The sequence below is a fragment of the Paraburkholderia sp. GAS348 genome, assembly GCF_050434205.1.
Taxonomy (GTDB): domain Bacteria; phylum Pseudomonadota; class Gammaproteobacteria; order Burkholderiales; family Burkholderiaceae; genus Paraburkholderia.
The window spans coordinates 249640-268590 of the sequence record NZ_JBNPVT010000002.1 but is presented as its reverse complement, the minus strand read 5'-3'; the positions used below and the strand labels follow the sequence as shown (position 1 = coordinate 268590).

14 protein-coding genes, 1 tRNA gene and 2 pseudogenes are annotated in these 18951 nt (G+C 61.8%); 7 read left to right on the top strand and 10 right to left on the bottom strand.

Annotated features, from left to right (window positions below; translation table 11 throughout):
• Positions 1 to 5: 5 nt before the first annotated feature.
• Positions 6 to 1979 carry a response regulator gene (locus P3T22_RS04120; protein WP_429324283.1) on the top strand — a complete coding sequence of 658 codons (1974 nt, stop codon included), beginning with the start codon at positions 6 to 8 and terminating at the stop codon, positions 1977 to 1979.
• 177 nt (positions 1980 to 2156) lie between these two features.
• Here P3T22_RS04120 and mscL read toward each other — a convergent pair whose 3' ends face one another.
• From mscL to mfd, 4 genes are all read right to left on the bottom strand, one after another.
• On the bottom strand, positions 2157 to 2606 hold the full coding sequence (mscL, locus tag P3T22_RS04115; RefSeq protein ID WP_063496293.1) for a large conductance mechanosensitive channel protein MscL: 450 nt from the start codon (positions 2604 to 2606) through the stop codon (positions 2157 to 2159).
• Between the two features lie 87 nt (positions 2607 to 2693).
• Positions 2694 to 3728 carry a threonine/serine dehydratase gene (locus tag P3T22_RS04110; RefSeq protein ID WP_063496292.1) on the bottom strand — a complete coding sequence of 345 codons (1035 nt, stop codon included), beginning with the start codon at positions 3726 to 3728 and terminating at the stop codon, positions 2694 to 2696.
• Between the two features lie 96 nt (positions 3729 to 3824).
• The gene (gene argE / locus P3T22_RS04105; RefSeq protein ID WP_063496291.1) at positions 3825 to 5057 is read right to left on the bottom strand and encodes an acetylornithine deacetylase; all 1233 of its coding nucleotides are present in this window, start codon (positions 5055 to 5057) and stop codon (positions 3825 to 3827) included.
• A 220-nt stretch (positions 5058 to 5277) separates the two neighbouring features.
• Positions 5278 to 8760, bottom strand: coding sequence for a transcription-repair coupling factor (gene mfd, locus P3T22_RS04100; RefSeq protein WP_063496290.1), 3483 nt, complete (start codon positions 8758 to 8760; stop codon positions 5278 to 5280).
• Between the two features lie 121 nt (positions 8761 to 8881).
• On the opposite strand from mfd, the gene ispD reads away from it, so the two are divergent.
• Positions 8882 to 9598: a 2-C-methyl-D-erythritol 4-phosphate cytidylyltransferase gene (gene ispD, locus P3T22_RS04095; protein ID WP_063496289.1), complete on the top strand. Its 717-nt coding sequence runs from the start codon at positions 8882 to 8884 to the stop codon at positions 9596 to 9598.
• Between the two features lie 38 nt (positions 9599 to 9636).
• Entirely contained in the window at positions 9637 to 10116 is a 480-nt protein-coding gene (gene ispF / locus P3T22_RS04090; protein ID WP_429324282.1) for a 2-C-methyl-D-erythritol 2,4-cyclodiphosphate synthase, read from the top strand.
• Between the two features lie 64 nt (positions 10117 to 10180).
• Here ispF and P3T22_RS04085 read toward each other — a convergent pair.
• From P3T22_RS04085 to ompR, 4 genes and pseudogenes are all read right to left on the bottom strand, one after another.
• A pseudogene (locus P3T22_RS04085) lies at positions 10181 to 10252 on the bottom strand (carboxymuconolactone decarboxylase family protein); the annotation flags it as partial.
• 140 nt (positions 10253 to 10392) lie between these two features.
• Positions 10393 to 10941, bottom strand: coding sequence for a peroxiredoxin (locus tag P3T22_RS04080; protein ID WP_063496287.1), 549 nt, complete (start codon positions 10939 to 10941; stop codon positions 10393 to 10395).
• A 185-nt stretch (positions 10942 to 11126) separates the two neighbouring features.
• Positions 11127 to 12476 carry an ATP-binding protein gene (locus tag P3T22_RS04075; protein ID WP_429324281.1) on the bottom strand — a complete coding sequence of 450 codons (1350 nt, stop codon included), beginning with the start codon at positions 12474 to 12476 and terminating at the stop codon, positions 11127 to 11129.
• Positions 12477 to 12819: 343 nt separating this feature from the next.
• Positions 12820 to 13554 carry a two-component system response regulator OmpR gene (ompR, locus tag P3T22_RS04070; RefSeq protein WP_006048917.1) on the bottom strand — a complete coding sequence of 245 codons (735 nt, stop codon included), beginning with the start codon at positions 13552 to 13554 and terminating at the stop codon, positions 12820 to 12822.
• A 229-nt stretch (positions 13555 to 13783) separates the two neighbouring features.
• Here ompR and P3T22_RS04065 point away from each other — a divergent pair, with 229 nt between their 5' ends.
• The 3 genes and pseudogenes from P3T22_RS04065 (at position 13784) to P3T22_RS04055 (ending at position 17348) form a co-directional block, all read left to right on the top strand.
• Positions 13784 to 14116: a hypothetical protein gene (locus P3T22_RS04065; RefSeq protein ID WP_082855053.1), complete on the top strand. Its 333-nt coding sequence runs from the start codon at positions 13784 to 13786 to the stop codon at positions 14114 to 14116.
• A 173-nt stretch (positions 14117 to 14289) separates the two neighbouring features.
• Positions 14290 to 15918 (top strand): DUF1800 domain-containing protein, encoded by a 1629-nt coding sequence (locus tag P3T22_RS04060; RefSeq protein WP_429324280.1) that lies wholly within the window; start codon positions 14290 to 14292, stop codon positions 15916 to 15918.
• 157 nt (positions 15919 to 16075) lie between these two features.
• A pseudogene (locus P3T22_RS04055) lies at positions 16076 to 17348 on the top strand (DUF1501 domain-containing protein).
• Between the two features lie 53 nt (positions 17349 to 17401).
• Here P3T22_RS04055 and P3T22_RS04050 read toward each other — a convergent pair.
• Complete coding sequence (locus tag P3T22_RS04050) at positions 17402 to 18226, bottom strand: squalene/phytoene synthase family protein (RefSeq protein ID WP_063497959.1); 825 nt, start codon at positions 18224 to 18226, stop codon at positions 17402 to 17404.
• A gap of 220 nt (positions 18227 to 18446) precedes the next feature.
• Here P3T22_RS04050 and P3T22_RS04045 point away from each other — a divergent pair.
• Positions 18447 to 18533: transfer RNA gene (locus P3T22_RS04045), tRNA-Leu, on the top strand.
• Between the two features lie 95 nt (positions 18534 to 18628).
• Here P3T22_RS04045 and P3T22_RS04040 read toward each other — a convergent pair.
• Positions 18629 to 18922, bottom strand: a complete 294-nt coding sequence (locus P3T22_RS04040; RefSeq protein ID WP_063496284.1) for a hypothetical protein — start codon at positions 18920 to 18922, stop codon at positions 18629 to 18631.
• Positions 18923 to 18951 lie beyond the last annotated feature (29 nt).

Sequence of the window (18951 nt, the reverse complement as noted above, 5' to 3'; positions counted from 1 at the left end):
TCTGCATGACCGAAGAAGTGTCCCCGCAGCCTGCCGCTTATGTGCTGGTCGTCGACGACGACGAAGGCATCTTGCGGCTTGCGCGCAAGTCGCTCGAGCGCGCCGGCTGCCGGGTTGCAATCTGCGCCGGTGTCGAAGCCGCCCGCGAGCGGCTCGCTGCGGGCGCGCCCGATCTGCTCGTGCTCGACTACCAGCTCAGCGGGCCGGAGACCGGCCTCGACTTCTTTCGCCGCTTGCGGGCGGAAGGCGTGCGGATTCCCGCCATCCTCGTGACCGGTTTCACCGACGAATCCCGCGTAATCGAAGCGTTGCGCGCGGGCGTATCCGATGTGGTGCCGAAATCCGGCGACTACCTTGATTACTTGCCCGAAGCGGTGGACCGGGTGCTGTCCCAGGTGCGTTTGCAGAAAGCCTCGGACGAAGCCTTGTTGCTGCGCGATCGCGAACAGCATTACCGCACCTTGTCAGAGGCGTTGCCGCACCTCGTGCTGACCTGCAACGCCGCGGGCGATTGCGATTTCCTGTCGAAGCAGTGGTTCGACTACACGGGGTTGGCGGAAAGCAGTTCGTACGGTCTTGCGTGGCTCGCCGCGGTCCATCCCGACGATCGTGAAGAGATTCGCCGCACCTGGCTCAAGGCGGTGACGAGCGGCGCCGCCGATTATCGGCACGAACTGCGGATTCGCCGCCACGACGGCGAATATCGCTGGTTCGACGTCCGCGCGGTCGCCATGCGCGATCCCGAGGGCAATGTCAGCAAATGGTTCGGCAGTTGCACGGATATTCATCCCCAGCGCGCGGCGATCGAGGAGCGCGAGCGGCTGCTCGCCTCGGAGCAGGGCGCCCGCCAGACCGCTGAAGAAGCCAATCGTGCGAAAGACCGCTTCCTCGCCATGCTGTCGCACGAATTGCGCACGCCGCTCACGCCTGTACTGGCGGGCGCCAGCGTTCTGGAGATGATCCCGGATCTGCCCGATCAGGCACGCGCGAGCGTGCGCATGATCCGTCGCAACGTCGAACTCGAAGCGCGCTTGATCGACGATCTCCTCGATCTCACGCGCGTGGCGAACGGCAAGCTGCGTTTGTCGCTCGAAACCGTCGACGTGCATGAGGTGATGGACAGCGTGCTCGAACTCTTTCGCAGCGAGATCCAGGTCAAGCAGCAGGACGTGCATGTCCACAAGAACGCGCAACACCATTACGTGCTCGCCGACCGCGCACGGCTGCAACAGATGCTGTGGAACCTGATACGCAACGCCGCCAAGTTCACGCCGGACGGCGGCCATATCTACGTGCGCACGCATGATGAACGCATGCACGTGCAGATCTCGGTCGAGGATACGGGCATCGGCATCGAGCCCGGGCAGATCGGCAAACTGTTCAACGCGTTCGAGCAGGGCAACCAGAACATGACGCGGCAATTCGGCGGCTTGGGCCTGGGTCTCGCGATCACCAAGGCACTGACCGATGTGCACGGCGGCACGGTGATCGCACAGAGCCCGGGCGCGCACTGCGGCGCGACTTTCACGATCACGCTGCCGACCGCCGCCGCGCCTGCGGAATCGACGCCCGTTGCAGCGCCTGATGAGGTGCGTCCGCCCGGCCTGTTGACCATTTTGCTGATCGAAGACCATGTGGATACCGCCGAGGTGATGGCGCAGCTGATTCGCAGCCTCGGGCACGAGGTGACCACGGTAGGCCGTGTGGACGAGGCATTGGCCGCCACCGAGTCGCAGACCTTCGATCTGGTGATTAGCGATGTGGGCTTGCCCGATGGCACCGGCCTTGATTTCATCAAAGCGTTTCGCGAGCATTCGGATGCGCCGGCGGTTGCGTTGACCGGTTTCGGTACTGACGAAGATGTGCGGCGTTGCCTGAGCGCGGGCTTTACTTCGCATCTGACCAAGCCTGTCAATTTCGGACAGCTCGAAACGATGATCGAAAGCGCGCTGAGTCAGAAGGCGGAAAAGGACGCTTAATGAGTTCGCAGCGTCAACTGGGCCGGCGTAATTTGCACGCGCCATGAAAAAGGCCTGTGGGGATTTTCTCGGCGATTTTCTCGCAACAGGCCTTTTTTATTCGCGCCGGCTAATGTGCTGGTGCGAATGCGTAACGCGGTGAAAGTGGCTTAACGCGGGTGGCTTACCACGGGCGCCTTAACGCGGCGATGAGTTCTTCAGCGAATCGCGAATCTCACGCAGCAGCACGACTTCTTCGGGCGTCGGCGGCGGCTCTGCCGGCGCGGCTTCAGCCGGCTTGCGCAGATTGTTGATGAACTTGACCATCAGGAAAATGATGAACGCGAGGATCACGAAGTTGATGGCCACGGTGATGAACGAGCCATAACCGAACACCGCCACGCCTGCCGTCTGCAAGTCTTTATACGACTCGGGACTGCCTTTGAAGCTCGCGGGAATATCGCCGAGGCGAACGAATTTGTTGGAGAAATCGAGGCCGCCGGTGGCAACGCCGACAACCGGCATGATCAGGTCTTTAACAATTGAATTGACGATGGTGGAAAATGCGCCGCCGATAATCACCCCGACGGCGAGATCCATCACGTTGCCTTTAAGGGCAAATTCCTTGAATTCCTTAATCATGCTCATATACGTTCCTCCCAGAAGTCGATATTCGAATCATACCAATCCAAGAAGGATAGGCTAGTTTTGTGCCCTGGAAAGAGCAGCTTGGCTTTATTCTGGAAACTGTGACTGGCTATGGCGCGCCCGTTCGATATGCGCGGCAAAACTGACCGGGTCGGTATTGGTGCCGCACAGCAGCACGCCTACGCGTTTGCCTTGCAGCGTTTCGCGCAGCGGTCCCAGCAGCGCCGCCGTAGCTGCGGCGCAGGCCGGTTCCACGGCTAGCTTAAGTTGTCCGAACAAGGTCAGCATGGCCGCGCGCAACTGGTCGTCGGATACGGTGACGAGCTGGTCGATATGACGGCGGCACAACTCGTAGCTGTATTCCTCGGTATGCGGCGACGCCAATGAATCGGCAATGGTGTGCATGTGGCCCAGCTTGACCGTGTGATTGGCGGCAAAGCTTTTGCCCATCGCATCCGATCCTTCCGGTTCGACGCCGTACACATGCACCCGCGGATTCGCGAGCCGCATGGCGGTGGCCACACCGGCAGCGAGACCGCCACCGCCGATTGGCACGATCACCGCTTCGAGGTCGGGCGTTTGCGTGACCCATTCATAGCCGAGCGTGGCCGAGCCCAGCACAGTGCGATAACCGTTGAACGGGTGTACGAAGTAGCGGCCTTCCTCCGCCTCGATACGGCGCACCAGTTCGAATGCTTCGGCAATGTTCTCCGCGAACACGATGTCGGCGCGATATTGCCGGCACAAGGCGACGCGTGCCGGATTGGCCGCCCGGAACAGCACGACCTTCGCGCTGATACCGAGACGCATCGCTGCGTACGCGACCGCCACGGCGTGATTGCCGCCCGACACACAGGTGACGCCCGCGCTGCGTTGCGCTTCGTCGAGCGCAAGCAGGTTGGTGAACGCGCCGCGCGCCTTGAAGCTGCCGCCCGCTTGCAACAACTCGAACTTGAAGTTCACGACCGTGCCTTCCAGCGACGGAAAGTCGAGCCGGTCGAACACCGGCGTTCGCGTGACCCACGGCGTCAACGCAAAGTGCTGCGTGGCGATGTCGTCGAGTGTGGGGATCGGCTCGCCGTCGATCGTATGGTCGGTATGCTGCGGCGTGGCGCTTGACATGGCGTGGGCGTGTTGTTTCTCGATATGGCTAAGACTGTTTTTGCAGCGGTCAGTTTCAGTGCGCGTGTGCGTCCCTCCTGTGCGAAAGGGGACTTCCTACGAAGCGTCAACCGACATGCTGTGAATGAATTTTTGCAGGAAACGTTCGCACGCCACGAGCTGATCCAGCGCCACGAACTCGTTGGCTTTGTGCGCCTGCTGGATATCGCCGGGGCCGCACACAATGCTCGGAATGCCCGCCAGCGAGAACAGCCCGGCTTCGGTGCCGTACGCGACCTTGCGCTTGTCCTGATCGGCGGTCAGCGCGCGCACGAGTTGCGTGATCGCGGCTTGTTCAGACGAATCGAGGCCTGGCGCGGCAGCGATCTTCGTAATCTCGATCGCCGCAGATGGATGCTCGCGCAACATTTTCGGCAGCAGTGTTTCGCGTGCATATTGGTCGATGCGCGCGAAGATCGGCTCGGGGTCGAGCGTCGGCAGATTGCGGAATTCGAACTGGAACGTGCATTCGGCCGGCACGGTATTGAGCGCATTGCCACCCATGATCGTGCTGGTTTGCGCCGTGGTGAAGGGCACGTCATACAGTTCGTCGAACGGGCCTTGCGCGCGGAATTGATCGGCCATATCGCGGATGTAGCAAATCAAACGCGCGGCGTATTCGATGGCATTCAAGCCCTTCGGCGTGAGCGACGAATGCGCGGCCTGCCCGCGCACGCAGCACTGATACGCGTTGATGCCTTTGTGCGCGACGATCGGGCGCATGCTGGTCGGTTCGCCGACAATGCAGCCGTCCGGCTTCACGCCGCGCTTCATCAGATCGGCGATCAGGAGCGGTGCGCCGGCACAGCCCACTTCCTCGTCGAACGACAAGGCGAAGTGAATCGGCTTGGCGAGCCTGGTGCGCTGCATGTCGGGCACGAGTGTCAGCGCCGCGCCGATGAAGCCTTTCATGTCGCAGGTGCCGCGGCCGTACAGTTTATCGCCGCGAATTTCCGGCTTGAACGGATCGCTGTCCCATTGCTGACCGTCCACAGGCACGACGTCTGTATGGCCCGACAGCACGACGCCGCCGTTCGTCTCGCCGTTGTGCGCGGGAATCGTTGCGAACAGATTGGCCCATTTGCCGCTTTCGTCGTGAGTGAGCGTGGCTTCGATGCCGACCGCGCGCAATTCGTCGCGCACGGTTTCGATCAGGCCGAGATTCGGATTGCGGCTTACCGTGTCCATCGACACGAGACGGGTTACCCAGGGAAGTGAGGCAGGCGAGGAAGTATTCGATTCAGAGGCGGACGCTTGCGGGGACTGCGCTGATTCAGCGACGTGAGACATGACAAGACTCCGGCATTTGAGTCTTTCGATCATACCCAAAAAAACCGCACCCGTATGCTGCGGTGCGCGTTTGCGCACCGCAGCATGAGCGCACAGCGCCGAGACGTACCCGTTTTTTTGGGGCCCGGGATAGGTGCCAGCGCGGGTGCCGGTGCGGGTGCCAATAGCGGCGCCGATGTTGACGCGATACCGGCGCGTTAGCACGCAACGGCGCGACACGTTAGCGCGCAGCAACCGTGGCCGCCGTGCCGCGACTGGGCGATCCCAATGCGCGCAAGGTCTCTTTCACCGTCGCCACACGCACGGCCAGATCCGGGCTGCGCGTTTCAATACGCAGCTTGTCCTGGCCCGCGAGCTTGATGTGCTTGTGCTTCTGCACCATCTCGATGATCCGCATTGCATCGATCGGCGGGTTGGGGATGAACTGCAAGCCGATCACGGATTCGCCCGCATCGATTTTCGAAATGCCCAAAGGCTTGGCCGCCAACCGCAGACGATGCGTCTCGACAAGCGCATGCGCTTGCGGCGGCAACTTGCCGAAGCGATCGATCAGCTCTTCCTGAATGCCGTCGATCGAATCGTTGTGTTCGCAATTAGCCAGGCGCTTGTAGAGCGACAGACGTTCCTGCACGTCGCCGCAATAGTCCGCGGGCAGAATCGCGGGCGCGTGCAGGTTGATCTCGGTGGTTGCGGCGAGCGGCGCGGTGAGGTCCGGCTCCTTGCCTTCCTTGAGCGCCTTCACGGCATCGTTCAGCATGTCGGTATAGAGCTGGAAACCGATCTCCTGAATCTCGCCCGATTGCTTGTCGCCGAGCACTTCACCCGTGCCGCGAATCTCGAGGTCGTGCATCGCGAGATAGAAGCCCGAACCGAGTTCCTCCATCTGCTGGATCGCTTCGAGACGGCGCTGCGCCTGCTTGGTCAGTCCTTGCGGGTCATGCACCAGCAGATACGAGTACGCCTGGTGATGCGAACGGCCGACGCGGCCACGCAACTGGTGCAACTGCGCGAGGCCGAACTTGTCGGAGCGGTGAATCAGAATCGTGTTGGCACTCGGCACGTCGATGCCGGTTTCGATAATCGTCGTGCACAGCAGAACGTTCGCGCGTTGGGCAACGAAATCACGCATCACGCGTTCGAGTTCGCGCTCATGCATCTGTCCATGCGCGACGGCGATACGCGCTTCGGGCACGAGCGCTTCAAGCATGTGCCGACGATTCTCGATCGTCTCGACTTCGTTATGCAGGAAGTACACCTGGCCGCCACGTTTCAATTCGCGCAACATCGCTTCGCGAATCACGCCGTCTTCTTCGCGACGCACGAAGGTTTTGATCGCGAGGCGCTTTTGCGGCGCGGTGGCGATCACGGAGAAATCGCGCAGACCTTCGAGCGCCATGCCGAGCGTACGTGGGATCGGCGTGGCGGTCAGCGTGAGCACGTCGACCTCGGCGCGCAACGCTTTCAACGCCTCTTTCTGACGCACACCGAAACGGTGTTCCTCGTCGATGATCACGAGCCCCAGCCGTTTGAACTGCACGTCCGACGACAGCAGCTTGTGCGTGCCGATCACGATATCGACCGTGCCTTCGTTGATCTGCTGGATTGCCGCGTTGACTTCCTTGGTCGACTTGAAGCGCGACAATTCGGCGATGCGCACCGGCCAATCGGAGAAACGGTCAGTGAAGGTTTGCGTGTGCTGTTCGGCGAGCAGCGTGGTGGGCGAGAGCAGCGCAACCTGCTTGCCGCCCATCACCGCAATGAACGCCGCGCGCAATGCCACTTCGGTCTTGCCGAAACCGACGTCGCCGCACACGAGGCGGTCCATCGGCTTGCCGCTCGTCATGTCGCCGATCACAGCGGCAATCGCCGCGGCCTGGTCCGGGGTTTCCTCGAAGCCGAAGCTCTCGGCGAACTTCACATAGTCTTTCGGTTCAAGCGCGAACGCATGGCCTTCGCGCAGGGCGCGACGCGCATACAGGTTCAGCAGTTCTGCCGCGGTGTCGCGAATCTGCTGCGCGGCCTTGCGTTTGGCCTTTTCCCACTGGCCTGATCCGAGGGAATGCAACGGCGCGCTTTCCGGATCCGCGCCGCTGTAGCGCGAGATCACATGCAACTGCGCGACCGGCACGTAGAGCTTGCTGTCGCTCGCGTATTCGAGGTGCAGGAATTCGGTCTCGCCTTCGCCGAGATCCATCGTGACGAGGCCCATATAGCGGCCGATGCCGTGCTGCGAATGCACGACCGGATCGCCGATCTTCAACTCGGACAGATCGCGCACCATCGAATCGACGTTGCTCGCCTGTTCCTGACGGCGGCGTCCCGCGCGGCGCGCGAGCGGGCCGTAAAGCTCCGTCTCGGTGATGATCGCGATGCCGTCGACCGGAACCGCAAAACCGTTGGCCAGCGGTGCGACGCCAAGCGAGAAACGTGTGTCGCCCGTGAGCCAGCTTTGGAACGTGTCGCTCGACGCCGGCTTCAGATGATTGTCGGCGAGCAACTGCAACAGCGTTTCGCGCCGGCCGGCCGACTCAGTGGCAAAGAGCACGCGGTTCGGCGTGGTGTCGAGATAGGCGCGTAAGGCCGAGAGCGGATCCTCCGCGTGACGGTCGATCGCAAGATTCGGCAATGGGGTTGACCAGCCGCCGCCCGCGTTGGCGGGCAAGGCGAGCCGCGCGAACGGCTTGGCGAACGTGAAGAAATCCTCGTCCGACAGGAACAGACGCTGCGGCTCCAGAATCGGCCGGTCGCGATCGTGCGACAGGAAGTTGTAGCGTTGTTTGGTGTCGTTGGTGAAGCGCCGGATCGCCGCGTCCAGATCGCCCACGAACGCCAGTTGCGCACCTTCGGGGAGATAGTGGAAGAGCGTCGCCGTCTCGTCGAAGAAGAGCGGCAGATAGTATTCGATGCCTGCTGAGGGCACGCCGTTGCCAATGTCCTTATAAATCGACGCGCGGCTCGGATCGCCCTCGAAGGTTTCGCGCCAGCGGCTGCGGAAGGCGGTGCGGGCGGCCTCGTCGAACGGGAATTCGCGGCCGGGCAGCAGGCGCACGTCCTTCACGGGATAGAGGCTGCGCTGCGTGTCCGGATCGAATGCACGGATCGAGTCGACCTGGTCGTCGAACAGGTCGATCCGGTATGGCAGCGGCGAACCCATCGGAAAGAGGTCGAGCAGCGAGCCGCGCACGCAGTATTCGCCCGGACGCACCACCTGGCTCACATGCTCGTAGCCGGCCAGCGTCAACTGCGCTTTGAGCCTGGCCTCGTCAAGGCGCTCGCCTTGCGAGAAGGAGAACGTGTAGCCCGCCATGAACGAGGCAGGCGGCATCCGGTACAAAGCGGTGGTGGCCGGCACCAGCAGGATGTCGCAGCGGCCGTCGCCGAGATCGTGCAGCGTGGCGAGGCGCTCGGAGACCAGATCCTGGTGGGGCGAAAAGGTATCGTAAGGCAGCGTTTCCCAGTCGGGCAGCAAACGCACGCGTGCCTCGGGCGCGAAAAAGCCGATTTCCTGCGACAGCCGCTGCGCGTCGACAGCGTTTTCGCAGACGACCGCGAGGAGCGGCACCTTCTCGCGATAGGCCAGATGGTAGCGGGCGATCAGCAGCGCGTCGGACGAGCCGTGCGTGCCGTCGAAGGCGAAACGCTGGCCGGGCTTGACGAGCGCGACGGGCGGGGCGTACTGCGATGATGCGGCAATGTCTGGCATAGAAGAGAAAAGGCGGCCTCGGGCTCACACGTAATCGGCAAGTTTACGCGTGTCGGGGCGTAGATGCGAAGGAGGTATTATAAAATCCGTCCTTTACTTTAACTTCGCGGCTTCCGCACTCGTGACTTCCCGTCTATTTGCCCTGATTCCGTGCGCAGGCATCGGCAGCCGTTCCGGCGCCGCGATGCCCAAACAATATCGCACTGTCGCCGGCCGCGACATGTTGCATTACTCGCTGGCGGCTTTCGACGCCTGCAGCGAGTTTGCGCAAACCCTTGTCGTGATTGCCCCCGAAGACCAGCACTTCGACGCCCGCCGCTTCAGCGGCTTGCGTTTCGCCGTGCGCCGCTCTGGCGGGGCGTCGCGCCAGGCGTCGGTGCTGAACGGACTGCATGCGCTGGCCGAGTTTGGCGCGCACGACGACGACTGGGTACTCGTGCACGACGCCGCGCGGCCCGGCATCACGCCTGGCTTGATCCGCACGCTGATCGCCTCGCTGAAGGACGACGCGGTGGGCGGCATCATGGCGTTGCCGGTGGCGGATACCTTGAAGCGGATCGACTCGGGTTCGTCCGACGGGCGGATTGCCCGCACCGAAGCGCGCGACGGCTTGTGGCAGGCGCAGACGCCGCAGATGTTCCGCATCGGCATGTTGCGCGAGGCGATTTTGCGCGCGCAGGCGGACGGTCACGACCTGACCGACGAAGCGAGCGCGCTCGAGTGGCTGGGGCACGCGCCCAGGTTGGTGCAGGGGAGTTTGCGTAACTTCAAGGTCACTTATCCGGAAGACTTCGATTTGGCCGAGGCGATTTTGTGCCGGCCGTCGTCGGCTTCCTGAATGGATAAATCAGATTTAAATTAACGGACTTGACGGATATGGATTTCAGAATTGGGCAGGGTTATGACGTGCATGCGCTGGTGCCGGGGCGTCCGTTGATTATCGGCGGCGTGACGATTCCCTACGAGCGCGGGTTGCTCGGGCATTCGGATGCGGATGTGCTGCTGCATGCGATTACCGATGCTATTTTCGGCGCGGCCGCGATGGGCGATATCGGGCGGCATTTCTCCGATACCGATGCCAGATTTGCTGGCGCGGATAGCCGGGTTTTGCTGCGTGAGTGTTTCGCTCGCGTTAGAGCTGCGGGGTTTTCCGTTGCTAATGTGGATAGCAGTGTGGTTGCTCAGGCGCCTAAGCTGGCGCCGCATATCGAGGGGATGCGGGCTAATATCGCTGCGGATCTTAACCTGCCGGTTGAGCGGGTTAATGTTAAGGCCAAGACTAATGAGAAGCTGGGTTACCTTGGGCGAGGCGAAGGCATTGAAGCGCAGGCTGCGGTTTTGTTGATCAAGAATTGATATTAGGTTTTTTGCCTGCGCAGCGAAAAAACCTTAACCCTGCTGCGCTCGCAAAAAAACTATTTCCTTCAGCAGCAATACACTGCGCAGCAGCGTTATCCACTGCCGCAATGCGGCCAACATCCCGCAATTGCGCAGATTCAGCCGAATGTCCTTGGCGTAGTCAGGTACATGTGCCTTAATCGAAGGCAAGAATTCCATTGAAATATTCTATCGGCTTGTCGACAAAAAAGCCCGCTGCCGTTTTCAAGCGTAGCGGGCTTCTGACAGCGTGGCTTACAGCGTTGCGCCGCCGACCGCCCAGTTGCAAGGACACGGTTCGTCCGTTTGCAGGCCGTCGAGAATACGCAGCACTTCTTTCGGGTTGCGGCCGACGTTCAGGTTGTTCACTGAAACGTGTTGAATCGTATTGTCCGGATCGACAATGAACGTTGCGCGCAGCGCCACGCCGGCTTCCTTGTCGCGCACGCCGAGCTGGTCGATCAACTCGCCCTTCACGTCACCAAACGAATAGTGGTTGAGCTTGCTCAGGTCCTTGTGCTCGCGGCGCCAGGCCAGCTTGACGAATTCATTGTCCACGCTGCCGCCGAGCAATACCGCGTCGCGCTCCTCGAAATCCTTGGCCAGCTTGCCGAACTCGACGATTTCCGTCGGGCACACGAACGTGAAATCCTTCGGGTAGAAATAGATGATCTTCCACTTGCCCGGAAACGACTGTTCCGTGATCTCCTCGAACGCCGATACGCCGTTTTCTTCATGGTTGTTGAAGCCCGGCTTGGCCGCAGTGACGGTGAACGCTTCGACTTTATCGCCAACGGTTTTCATGCAAGTGCTCCTTCGTTTGACGGAAAAACAGCATGTTGAGGCTATCAGCTCGTCGTAACGAGCACGTTACACGGTTTCGAATATGGCAATATCAAACTATTCGCTCAATAGTTTTATCCTAACCCCTTGGGGAGTTTTTATTCAACGCGGCCGGCGGTCGCACTGGCAGGGCAATGCCCCTTTGGTCAGGCGCCTTTTGCCAGCGGAAACTCGATCGTGACCTCGAGCCCCGGGCCTGGCGTGCGATTGCGCAGGCGCAACGCGCCGCGATAACGGCCTACCAGCCGCTGCACAATGGCCATGCCGAGGCCGGTGCCGTTCGCCTGGGTGCGCGCAGAGTTCACGCGATAGAACGGTCGTGTGACAAGAGCCAGTTGGTCTTCGGGAATTCCGGGCCCTTCGTCGACCACCGACAATTCGACCCGTGAGTGTGATACCCGCGTTTCCAGAATCACATGCGGTATGCCGTCGGCGTCGCTCAAACCATACTTGCGCGCGTTCTCCAGCAGATTGCCGACCACGCGACGCATGTCGGTTTCATCCGCCTCGATCACCGCAGACGGCGCGAGGCGTGTGATCAGGCGCATGCTGTCTTCGCTCTGCATGCGCGCGGCAAGCTCACCTGCGATCACCGACAGATCGACGGGCTCCGGCACCCGCTGCACCGGACGAGCGTAATCGAGGAACCGGCCGATGATCATGTCCATCTGCTCGATGTCGTCGACCATCGCATCTTTGGTGGCCTGGTCGGACGGGCTCATTTCGGTTTCGAGCCGCAGCCGCGCAAGCGGGGTGCGCAGATCGTGCGAAATGCCGGCGAGCATCAGCGCGCGGTCGGCCTCGAGCTGTTCGAGGTCCTGCACCATCTGGTTGAAGCTGCGATTGGTCTCGGCGGCCACGCCCATGCCGCGCTCGGGCAGCGGCTCCGGTAACTGGCCGGAGCCGACTTTGCGCGCGGCCATGGCGAGCCGGGCGAACGGACGGTTCACGAGACTGGTGATGAAGGCCGCGCCGAACAGCGACAGCGCCAGCGCAAACACGCCCCAACCGGCCCACTGCAAGCCCGTCGCGTTGTCCAGTTGATCGCGGTCGAGCGCCACCCAGTAGTCGTCGTCGTCGATCTTGAAGCTGATCCAGACGCCGGGGATGTCGTTGACGCTCTGTGCAATCACCGTGTCGTCGCCGAGGCGGCCGCGAATGTCATGTTCGATCAGCCGATTCAGCGACTCGTTGGGCTGGAGTCTGTACTTGTCGGTGGTTTCGCGAGGGTACACGCGCACCCCTTCATTGCTCTCCAGATCCTGCAGCAGGGCGCGCCGCAGGTCGGGATCGGAATAGAGGAGTGCAGTGCGCGTGAGCTTGACGATGGCGACCAGTTGCAACGCCACGCGCTGTGCGCGCGGCTCGCGTTCGATCACCCGAAAGCTCTGGAACCACGCGGCGAGACTGACTGCGATCAACAGCGCGATCAACAGAAAGGTCCGCCAGAAAAGGCCACCGAACGCGAGCGTCAGGAGGCGCCGGTCGATCCGCATGGGCCCTTCTTATCTGGAACTATCTTGCATGGAACCAGAGTAAGCGCTTTGCATGGGACCAGAGTAATCGCGCTGAAGCGCGAATTCTGGTCGACAGCTAAAGAGCCAACTCTGGCCGACTGCTTTGCATGGGACCAGAGATAAGGCGCTAAAGCGCCAACTCTGGTCGACTGCTTTGCATGGGACCAGAGATAAGGCGCTAAAGCGCCAACTCTGGTCGACCGCTTTGCATGGGACCAGAGGTAAGGCGCTAAAGCGCCAACTCTGGTCGACCGCTTTGCATGGGACCAGAGATAAGGCGCTAAAGCGCCAACTCTGGTCGACACATAACGTGAGGGCAAACTCAGGCTGCACCGTCAGGAATGAACACGTAGCCAAGACCCCAGACGGTTTGAATGAAACGCGGGCTGCCCGGATCAGGTTCGATCAGCTTGCGCAGACGCGAAATCTGCACGTCGAGACTGCGGTCGAAGACTTCATATTCACGGCCACGCGCCAATTCCATCAGCTTTTCACGCGACAGCGGCTGACGCGGGTGACGCGCAAACACCTTCAGCACCGAAAACTCACCCGTGGTCAGCGGAATTTCCTGGCCGGCCTTGGTGAGTGTGCGGGTGGCGAGATTCAGCGCGAACTCGCCGAACTCGAACACTTCGGTGGTTTCGGACGGCGCGCCCGGCAACTCCGACGGCGACTGGCGGCGCAGCACCGCGTGAATCCGCGCGACCAGTTCGCGCGGGTTGAACGGCTTGGGCAGATAGTCGTCGGCGCCCATTTCGAGCCCGACGATACGATCGACGTCTTCACCCTTTGCCGTCAGCATGATGATCGGCGTGCGGTCGTTGCTGCCGCGCAAGCGGCGGCAAATCGACAGGCCGTCTTCGCCGGGCAGCATCAGATCGAGCACCAGCAAGTCGAAGCGCTCACGCACCCAGAGCTTGTTCATGGACGGCGCGTTCTCGGCAACATAGACATTAAAGCCCTGTTCACCGAGGTAGCGGCGCAGCAGATCGCGCAGGCGCGGATCGTCGTCGACGACGAGGATTTTCGAAGGGTTTTTGGTTTCCATGGTCGGCATCTTAGCGCGATTAGAAAGTGGTGCGCGGTTGCATCGTTTACCGGGTTACAGTCAGTTACAAAATTTACCCGCACTGTGGCACGACGTAAAGCACGGGCAGGTAGACTCCTTTACTGAATGCGGCTGTTCGGTGGATACTTCACTCGACTAAAACTCTCGCACCCGGCTCGCTACCGGGGTCTGTATACGCATTTAAGGTAGCCGGTTGCCGCGCCACGAAGGGAACAACATGAAGGGAGGGGTTTGGCCGAATGTGCGCCTAAGCGTAATTGTACTGGCGGTAGCCGGGACGCTTGCAGGCACACTGGGACCAACGCTCGCCCACGCCCAGCCTTCGGCCGACAGAGCGGTGACCGAACGCGTGCCCAAGCCGGCTAATTTCAGGGCGAATCGCCGTAACTCCAACCCTGGCAGCGACCGCCCTGCGTCAGACGTGATATTGCGCACTGCAGTTCCCCCCGATCTTGATCAACGCCGTCGTGATGGCCATATGACGCCCGACGAGCGGCGTCTCTTACGGCAGCACATCGAAGACGCTGTGCGCGAGCTCTACAAGCGGTAGCTATTTCCGTGCCCGCTCGCGGCACGCCAGTCGCGCTTTCTCCGCGCGCGAAAGATTTCGTTGCACTTCCCTGGTCAATTTTTTCCTTTCATCTGCCGTTGAGCCGCCAGAGCACAGCGGCTTTTGCATGCGCGAATGCCTTTTCGTGACGCCCCGCAACCGGATGGTCGACGATGAAAGTGACAGGCGGTAAGGGTGGGCGCTGGCTGGCAGTCACAGCCACTGCGCTCGTCGTCGTGACGTGGTGTGCGCCGGCACCGGCCGTGCAGCAAGGCGCTGCTCATGCTCCCCACAACAAGCATCGCGCGCCGTCTGCCGCGTCTGCTGTTTCCGCAGCCGACCAGGACATCCTCGACGCCGACGACGCGCGTTTCTTCCTGACGCGCGTCGGCTTTGCGCCCGACAGTGGCGAGGTCGCGCAATACCTTGGACTCACGCGCGAGCAGGCCGTCGACAAAGTGCTGGCCACAGCCCGAACCGAAACCGTCACGCCACTGCCGGACTGGGTGCTCGAACCAATCCCGACACGCGAAATCCGCAAGACGTGGACGGACGATCAACGCCGCAAAGAGCAGGGGCTGCGTGGCCAGCGTTACGAAATATTACGTGCATGGTGGGTACGCGAGATGTTGAGCACGCCGTCGCCACTGACCGAACGCATGACGCTCTTCTGGCATAACCACTTCGCGTCGGGGCAGGACAAAGTCCAGTATCCGCAGCAGATGGCGCAGCAGAACATGCTGTTGCGCCGTGACGCGCTCGGCAACTTCGGCGAGCTGTTGCACGGCGTCGCGAAAGATCCGGCGATGCTCCAATACCTGGATGGCGCGAGCAATCGCAAGGGCAAGCCCAATGAAAACTTCGCGCGTGAAGTGATGGAGTTGTTCACGCTCGGCGAAGGGCACTACACGCAGCGCGACGTATCGGAAGCCGCGCGTGCCTACACAGGGTGGAGCCTCGATCCCGACACGCAGACGTATGTGTGGCGTGCCACCCAGCACGATGACGGCGACAAGACCGTACTCGGTCAAACCGGTCCGTTCGACGGCGATGGGGTGCTCGACATCCTGCTAGCGCGGCCGGAAACGGCGACCTTCGTCACGTCCAGACTGTGGCGCGAGTTTGTCTCCGACACACCGGACCCCGCCCGCATCGCACCGATCGCCGCGCAGTTTCGCGCGAGTCACTACGATATCAAGGTCGCATTGCGCGGCCTCTTCATGAGCGACGCGTTCTGGGACGACGACGATCGCGGCGTCCTTGTGAAATCGCCGGTGGAGTTCGTCGTCGGGACACTGCGTGCGTTCGATATCGGTTATGACGACACGGCACCGTTCGCCGCGCAGATCCGCACGCTTGGCGAGAACCTGTTCTACCCGCCGAACGTCAAAGGATGGCCGGGCGGCACGATATGGATCAATAGTTCGACACTGCTTGCCCGCAAGCAATTCGTCGAGCAACTGTTTCGCGCGTCTGAAACCGCCGGTCAGCGGCGTATGAACAATCCAACGAGTGCAAAGCTCGCGGCGAGCGGGACACCGGGCACTATGCAGGCGAATCCGCCAATGCAGCGCGCGATGGCGCGAGTCGGCCAGACGGGCCAAGGTGGCGTACGCTTTGACATCGACACGTGGCTTGCGCAATACAACACCGCGCCGACGGCGAAGCCGGGGCTGTCGGTGGAGCTTCAACTGCAGCACGCGGTTTTGCCGCTCGCGCCGGTTGACGCGATCGAAACCGATTCGACCGCCAGTGCTTATCTGGAGGCGTTGCTGATGGACCCGGCGTATCAGTTGAAGTGAGCAACCGGGTGATCTGTTGAGGTGAGCGACTGACGTGAGCGGCTGCGACGGGCGACGGAATCGAGCCGTTCAACCGTTTAAGTCAGATCGGCCGCGCCAATGAGCGGTCCGTCGACGGCGGCAAGACAGGCGTCATGGCAATCGAACGAGGTGAAGGATGAAACGACGCAGCTTTCTGTCGATCAGTGCAGCCGCCGGCGCGACGCTCTGGTTGCCACGCGCGTTCGGTGCGCAGGCGGCAACTCCCGGCGGTTCAACGAATCCCCGCTATAGCAACCTGCTGATCCTCGTCGAGTTGAAGGGCGGTAACGACGGTTTGAATACCGTGATTCCGTTTGCCGATCCCACTTACTATCAGCTGCGTAAAAACATTGGCATCAAACGCGAGCAGGCGATTCAGCTCGACGAGCGCACCGCGCTGCACCCGTCGTTGCAACCGCTGATGCCGCTTTGGCAGAGCCAGCAACTGGCGATCGTTCAGGGCGTCAGCTATGCGCAACCGAACCTGTCGCATTTCCGCTCGATCGAGATCTGGGATACCGCGTCGCGTTCGGATCAATACTTGCGCGAGGGCTGGCTCACACGCGCATTTGCGCAAGCTCCGGTGCCGGCCGGTTTTGCCGCCGACGGCGTGGTGATCGGCAGCGCCGAAATGGGGCCGCTCGCCAACGGCGCGCGCGCGATCGCGCTGGTCAACCCGGCGCAGTTCGTCAAGGCCTCGCGTCTCGCCACACCGGTGTCGCTGCACGAGCGTAATCCGGAACTGGCGCACATTCTCGACGTCGAGAACGAGATCGTGAAAGCCGCCGACCGCCTACGTCCCATACAAGGTCAGCCGCAATTGAAGACGGTGTTTCCCGGCGGTGCATTCGGCAGTTCGATCAAGACCGCGATGCAGGTGCTCGCCGCTGGCGACGCCCCCCAAGGAAGTCCCCTTGGCGGGCGCCCCCCAGGAAGTCCCCTTGGGGAACACGCCGCGAGGGCAGCCGAAGCGCGGCCCGGGCGTCGCGGTGATCCGTTTGACGCTGAACGGTTTCGATACGCATCAGAACCAGCCTGGTCAGCAGGCAGCGCTGCTCAAGCAGCTGGCCGAAGGGTTTGCGTCGATGAAGTCGGCGCTGGTGGAACTCGGCCGCTGGAATGAGACGCTGGTGATGACCTACGCCGAATTCGGCCGGCGCCCGAGTGGGAATCAGAGCAACGGTACCGACCACGGCACAGTGGCGCCGCATTTCGTCATGGGCGGGCGAGTGCAGGGCGGCTTGTATGGCGTGCCGCCGGTGCTCACGCGGCTAGACAGCAACGGCAACTTGCCGGTGGGCGTCGATTTCCAGCAACTCTACGCGACCGTGCTTGGACCCTGGTGGGGGCTCGACGCGCCCGCGATCCTGCAGCAGCGGTTCGAGCCGCTGCCCCTCCTACGCGTCTGATAGTGGACTGCGCTTTCTTCTCTGCATAAGGTGGCGGCCGGCGTGCCGCCCGCTTATCTGGCGCGCCACGCGATCCAGAGTTTGCGGATCGGCGTCAACGCGATGCGTTGATGCAGCACGTGATAGCCGTCACGTTCGATTTCATCCAGCAGCGCCAGGGCAAGTGCCGCCTGCGCCACCAGCGTGCGCTGCGAGCGGCGCTCATGCACGGGCATGGCGGCGAGCGCCGCTTGCAACGCATCGCGGGCCCGCTTGGTCTCGAAGCGCATCAGCTCGGTAAACGCGTCGGAATATTTTCGATTGATCAGATCCGCAGCAGTGACATTAAAGCGCTGCATTTCGTCGATCGGAATATAGATGCGGCCGTGACGCGCATCATTGCCGGTTTCGACGACGAACTGCGCAAGCTGCAGCGCCTCGCCGAGCGGCCCGGACCAGTTCGACGCCTGTGCGCTGTCTTTCGCCGTAGCACGCGCGAGCAGCGACGCGAAGGTGCCGCCCACGCCCTGCACGTAGCGCCGCAGATTCGGATAGTCGAGGTAGCGCGCCTGGTCGAGGTCCATTTCGAAACCGGCGAGCAGCGCCTGTAATGCCGGATACGCGGTCTGCACGTCGGGCAAATAAGCCGCCAGCGCCTTTGAAACCGGATGCGACGGCGAGCCCGAAGCCAGCGCGGCGATCTCGTTTTGCCACCACGCGAGTTTGGTGCGGCCGATGGCCGGATCGCTGGTTTCTTTTACGGTTTCCTCGAACTCGCGGCGCAGGGCAAACAGCGCGGTCAGGAGCGGCTGGCTTGCCGCGGGCGCCTGCCGAAGCGCATAGTAAGTGCTCGATCCGGGCGGCGCCGCTTTCTGCTGGCAATATTCGTCGAAATTCACGGGATTGGAATGTGGGGAAGGGCAGGCGAAGAGGGGCACGGCGTGCGTGCCTTTGGCCGAAAATTGTAGCATCCACGCTCCTCGGGCAGATGCATGAGCAAATGCAGACAAGTGCGAATCAATCGGTTAGAATCTCGCGCTTACACTTTCGGGCGCGGGGTTTTACGCGGCCGTGAGCAGGCAGGACATCGGGCAGAACGCGTAGCGGCTTTGCCCGGCTGCGAGGGTGGCGAAATTGGTAGACGCACCAGGTTTAGGTCCTGACGCCCGCAAGGGTGTAGGGGTTCGAGTCCCCTCCCTCGCACCATCCCTATGTAGCAGAGAACCCCGTTAAGTCTTCGGACTGACGGGGTTTTTTGTTTTCCGTGTGACTTGCGCCGGGCCGCGCGTGCCCGGCAGCGCTCAGGCGTCCGGTGCGGGCGATTGCTGTTCGGCTTGTGCGCCCGGCAACTCGGCTTGTGCGGCGCCTTCGAGAAAGCGGCGGGTCGATCCGAATGCCTGCAGCATCGGATCGGGCCATGGCGTTTGCAGCATGACCGCCTGGTGGTTTTCGAACGCCGACGACAACAATTTTGCCAGTTCAGGCGAGCGCAGATGACGCAGCAGCACACTGACGGCGATCGCCGTCGCCTGGCTTGCGCCGGCGGTTTGAAGTTCTGAGGCGGTGAGGGCCGCTAGCTGTTTGTTGATGTCCACTGAAACTTCCCTGGGTGAAATGTGGGTGA

Bases quoted from the DNA above. Each gene is read 5' to 3' on its own strand.
- P3T22_RS04120 (WP_429324283.1), top strand. From the start codon at position 6: ATGACCGAAGAAGTGTCCCCGCAGCCTGCCGCTTATGTGCTGGTCGTC.
- P3T22_RS04075 (WP_429324281.1), bottom strand. From the start codon at position 12,476: ATGCGGATCGACCGGCGCCTCCTGACGCTCGCGTTCGGTGGCCTTTTC.
- argE (WP_063496291.1), bottom strand. From the start codon at position 5,057: ATGTCTCACGTCGCTGAATCAGCGCAGTCCCCGCAAGCGTCCGCCTCT.
- mfd (WP_063496290.1), bottom strand. From the start codon at position 8,760: ATGCCAGACATTGCCGCATCATCGCAGTACGCCCCGCCCGTCGCGCTC.
- ispF (WP_429324282.1), top strand. From the start codon at position 9,637: ATGGATTTCAGAATTGGGCAGGGTTATGACGTGCATGCGCTGGTGCCG.
- P3T22_RS04065 (WP_082855053.1), top strand. From the start codon at position 13,784: ATGAAGGGAGGGGTTTGGCCGAATGTGCGCCTAAGCGTAATTGTACTG.
- mscL (WP_063496293.1), bottom strand. From the start codon at position 2,606: ATGAGCATGATTAAGGAATTCAAGGAATTTGCCCTTAAAGGCAACGTG.
- P3T22_RS04080 (WP_063496287.1), bottom strand. From the start codon at position 10,941: ATGAAAACCGTTGGCGATAAAGTCGAAGCGTTCACCGTCACTGCGGCC.
- ompR (WP_006048917.1), bottom strand. From the start codon at position 13,554: ATGCCGACCATGGAAACCAAAAACCCTTCGAAAATCCTCGTCGTCGAC.
- P3T22_RS04060 (WP_429324280.1), top strand. From the start codon at position 14,290: ATGAAAGTGACAGGCGGTAAGGGTGGGCGCTGGCTGGCAGTCACAGCC.
- P3T22_RS04110 (WP_063496292.1), bottom strand. From the start codon at position 3,728: ATGTCAAGCGCCACGCCGCAGCATACCGACCATACGATCGACGGCGAG.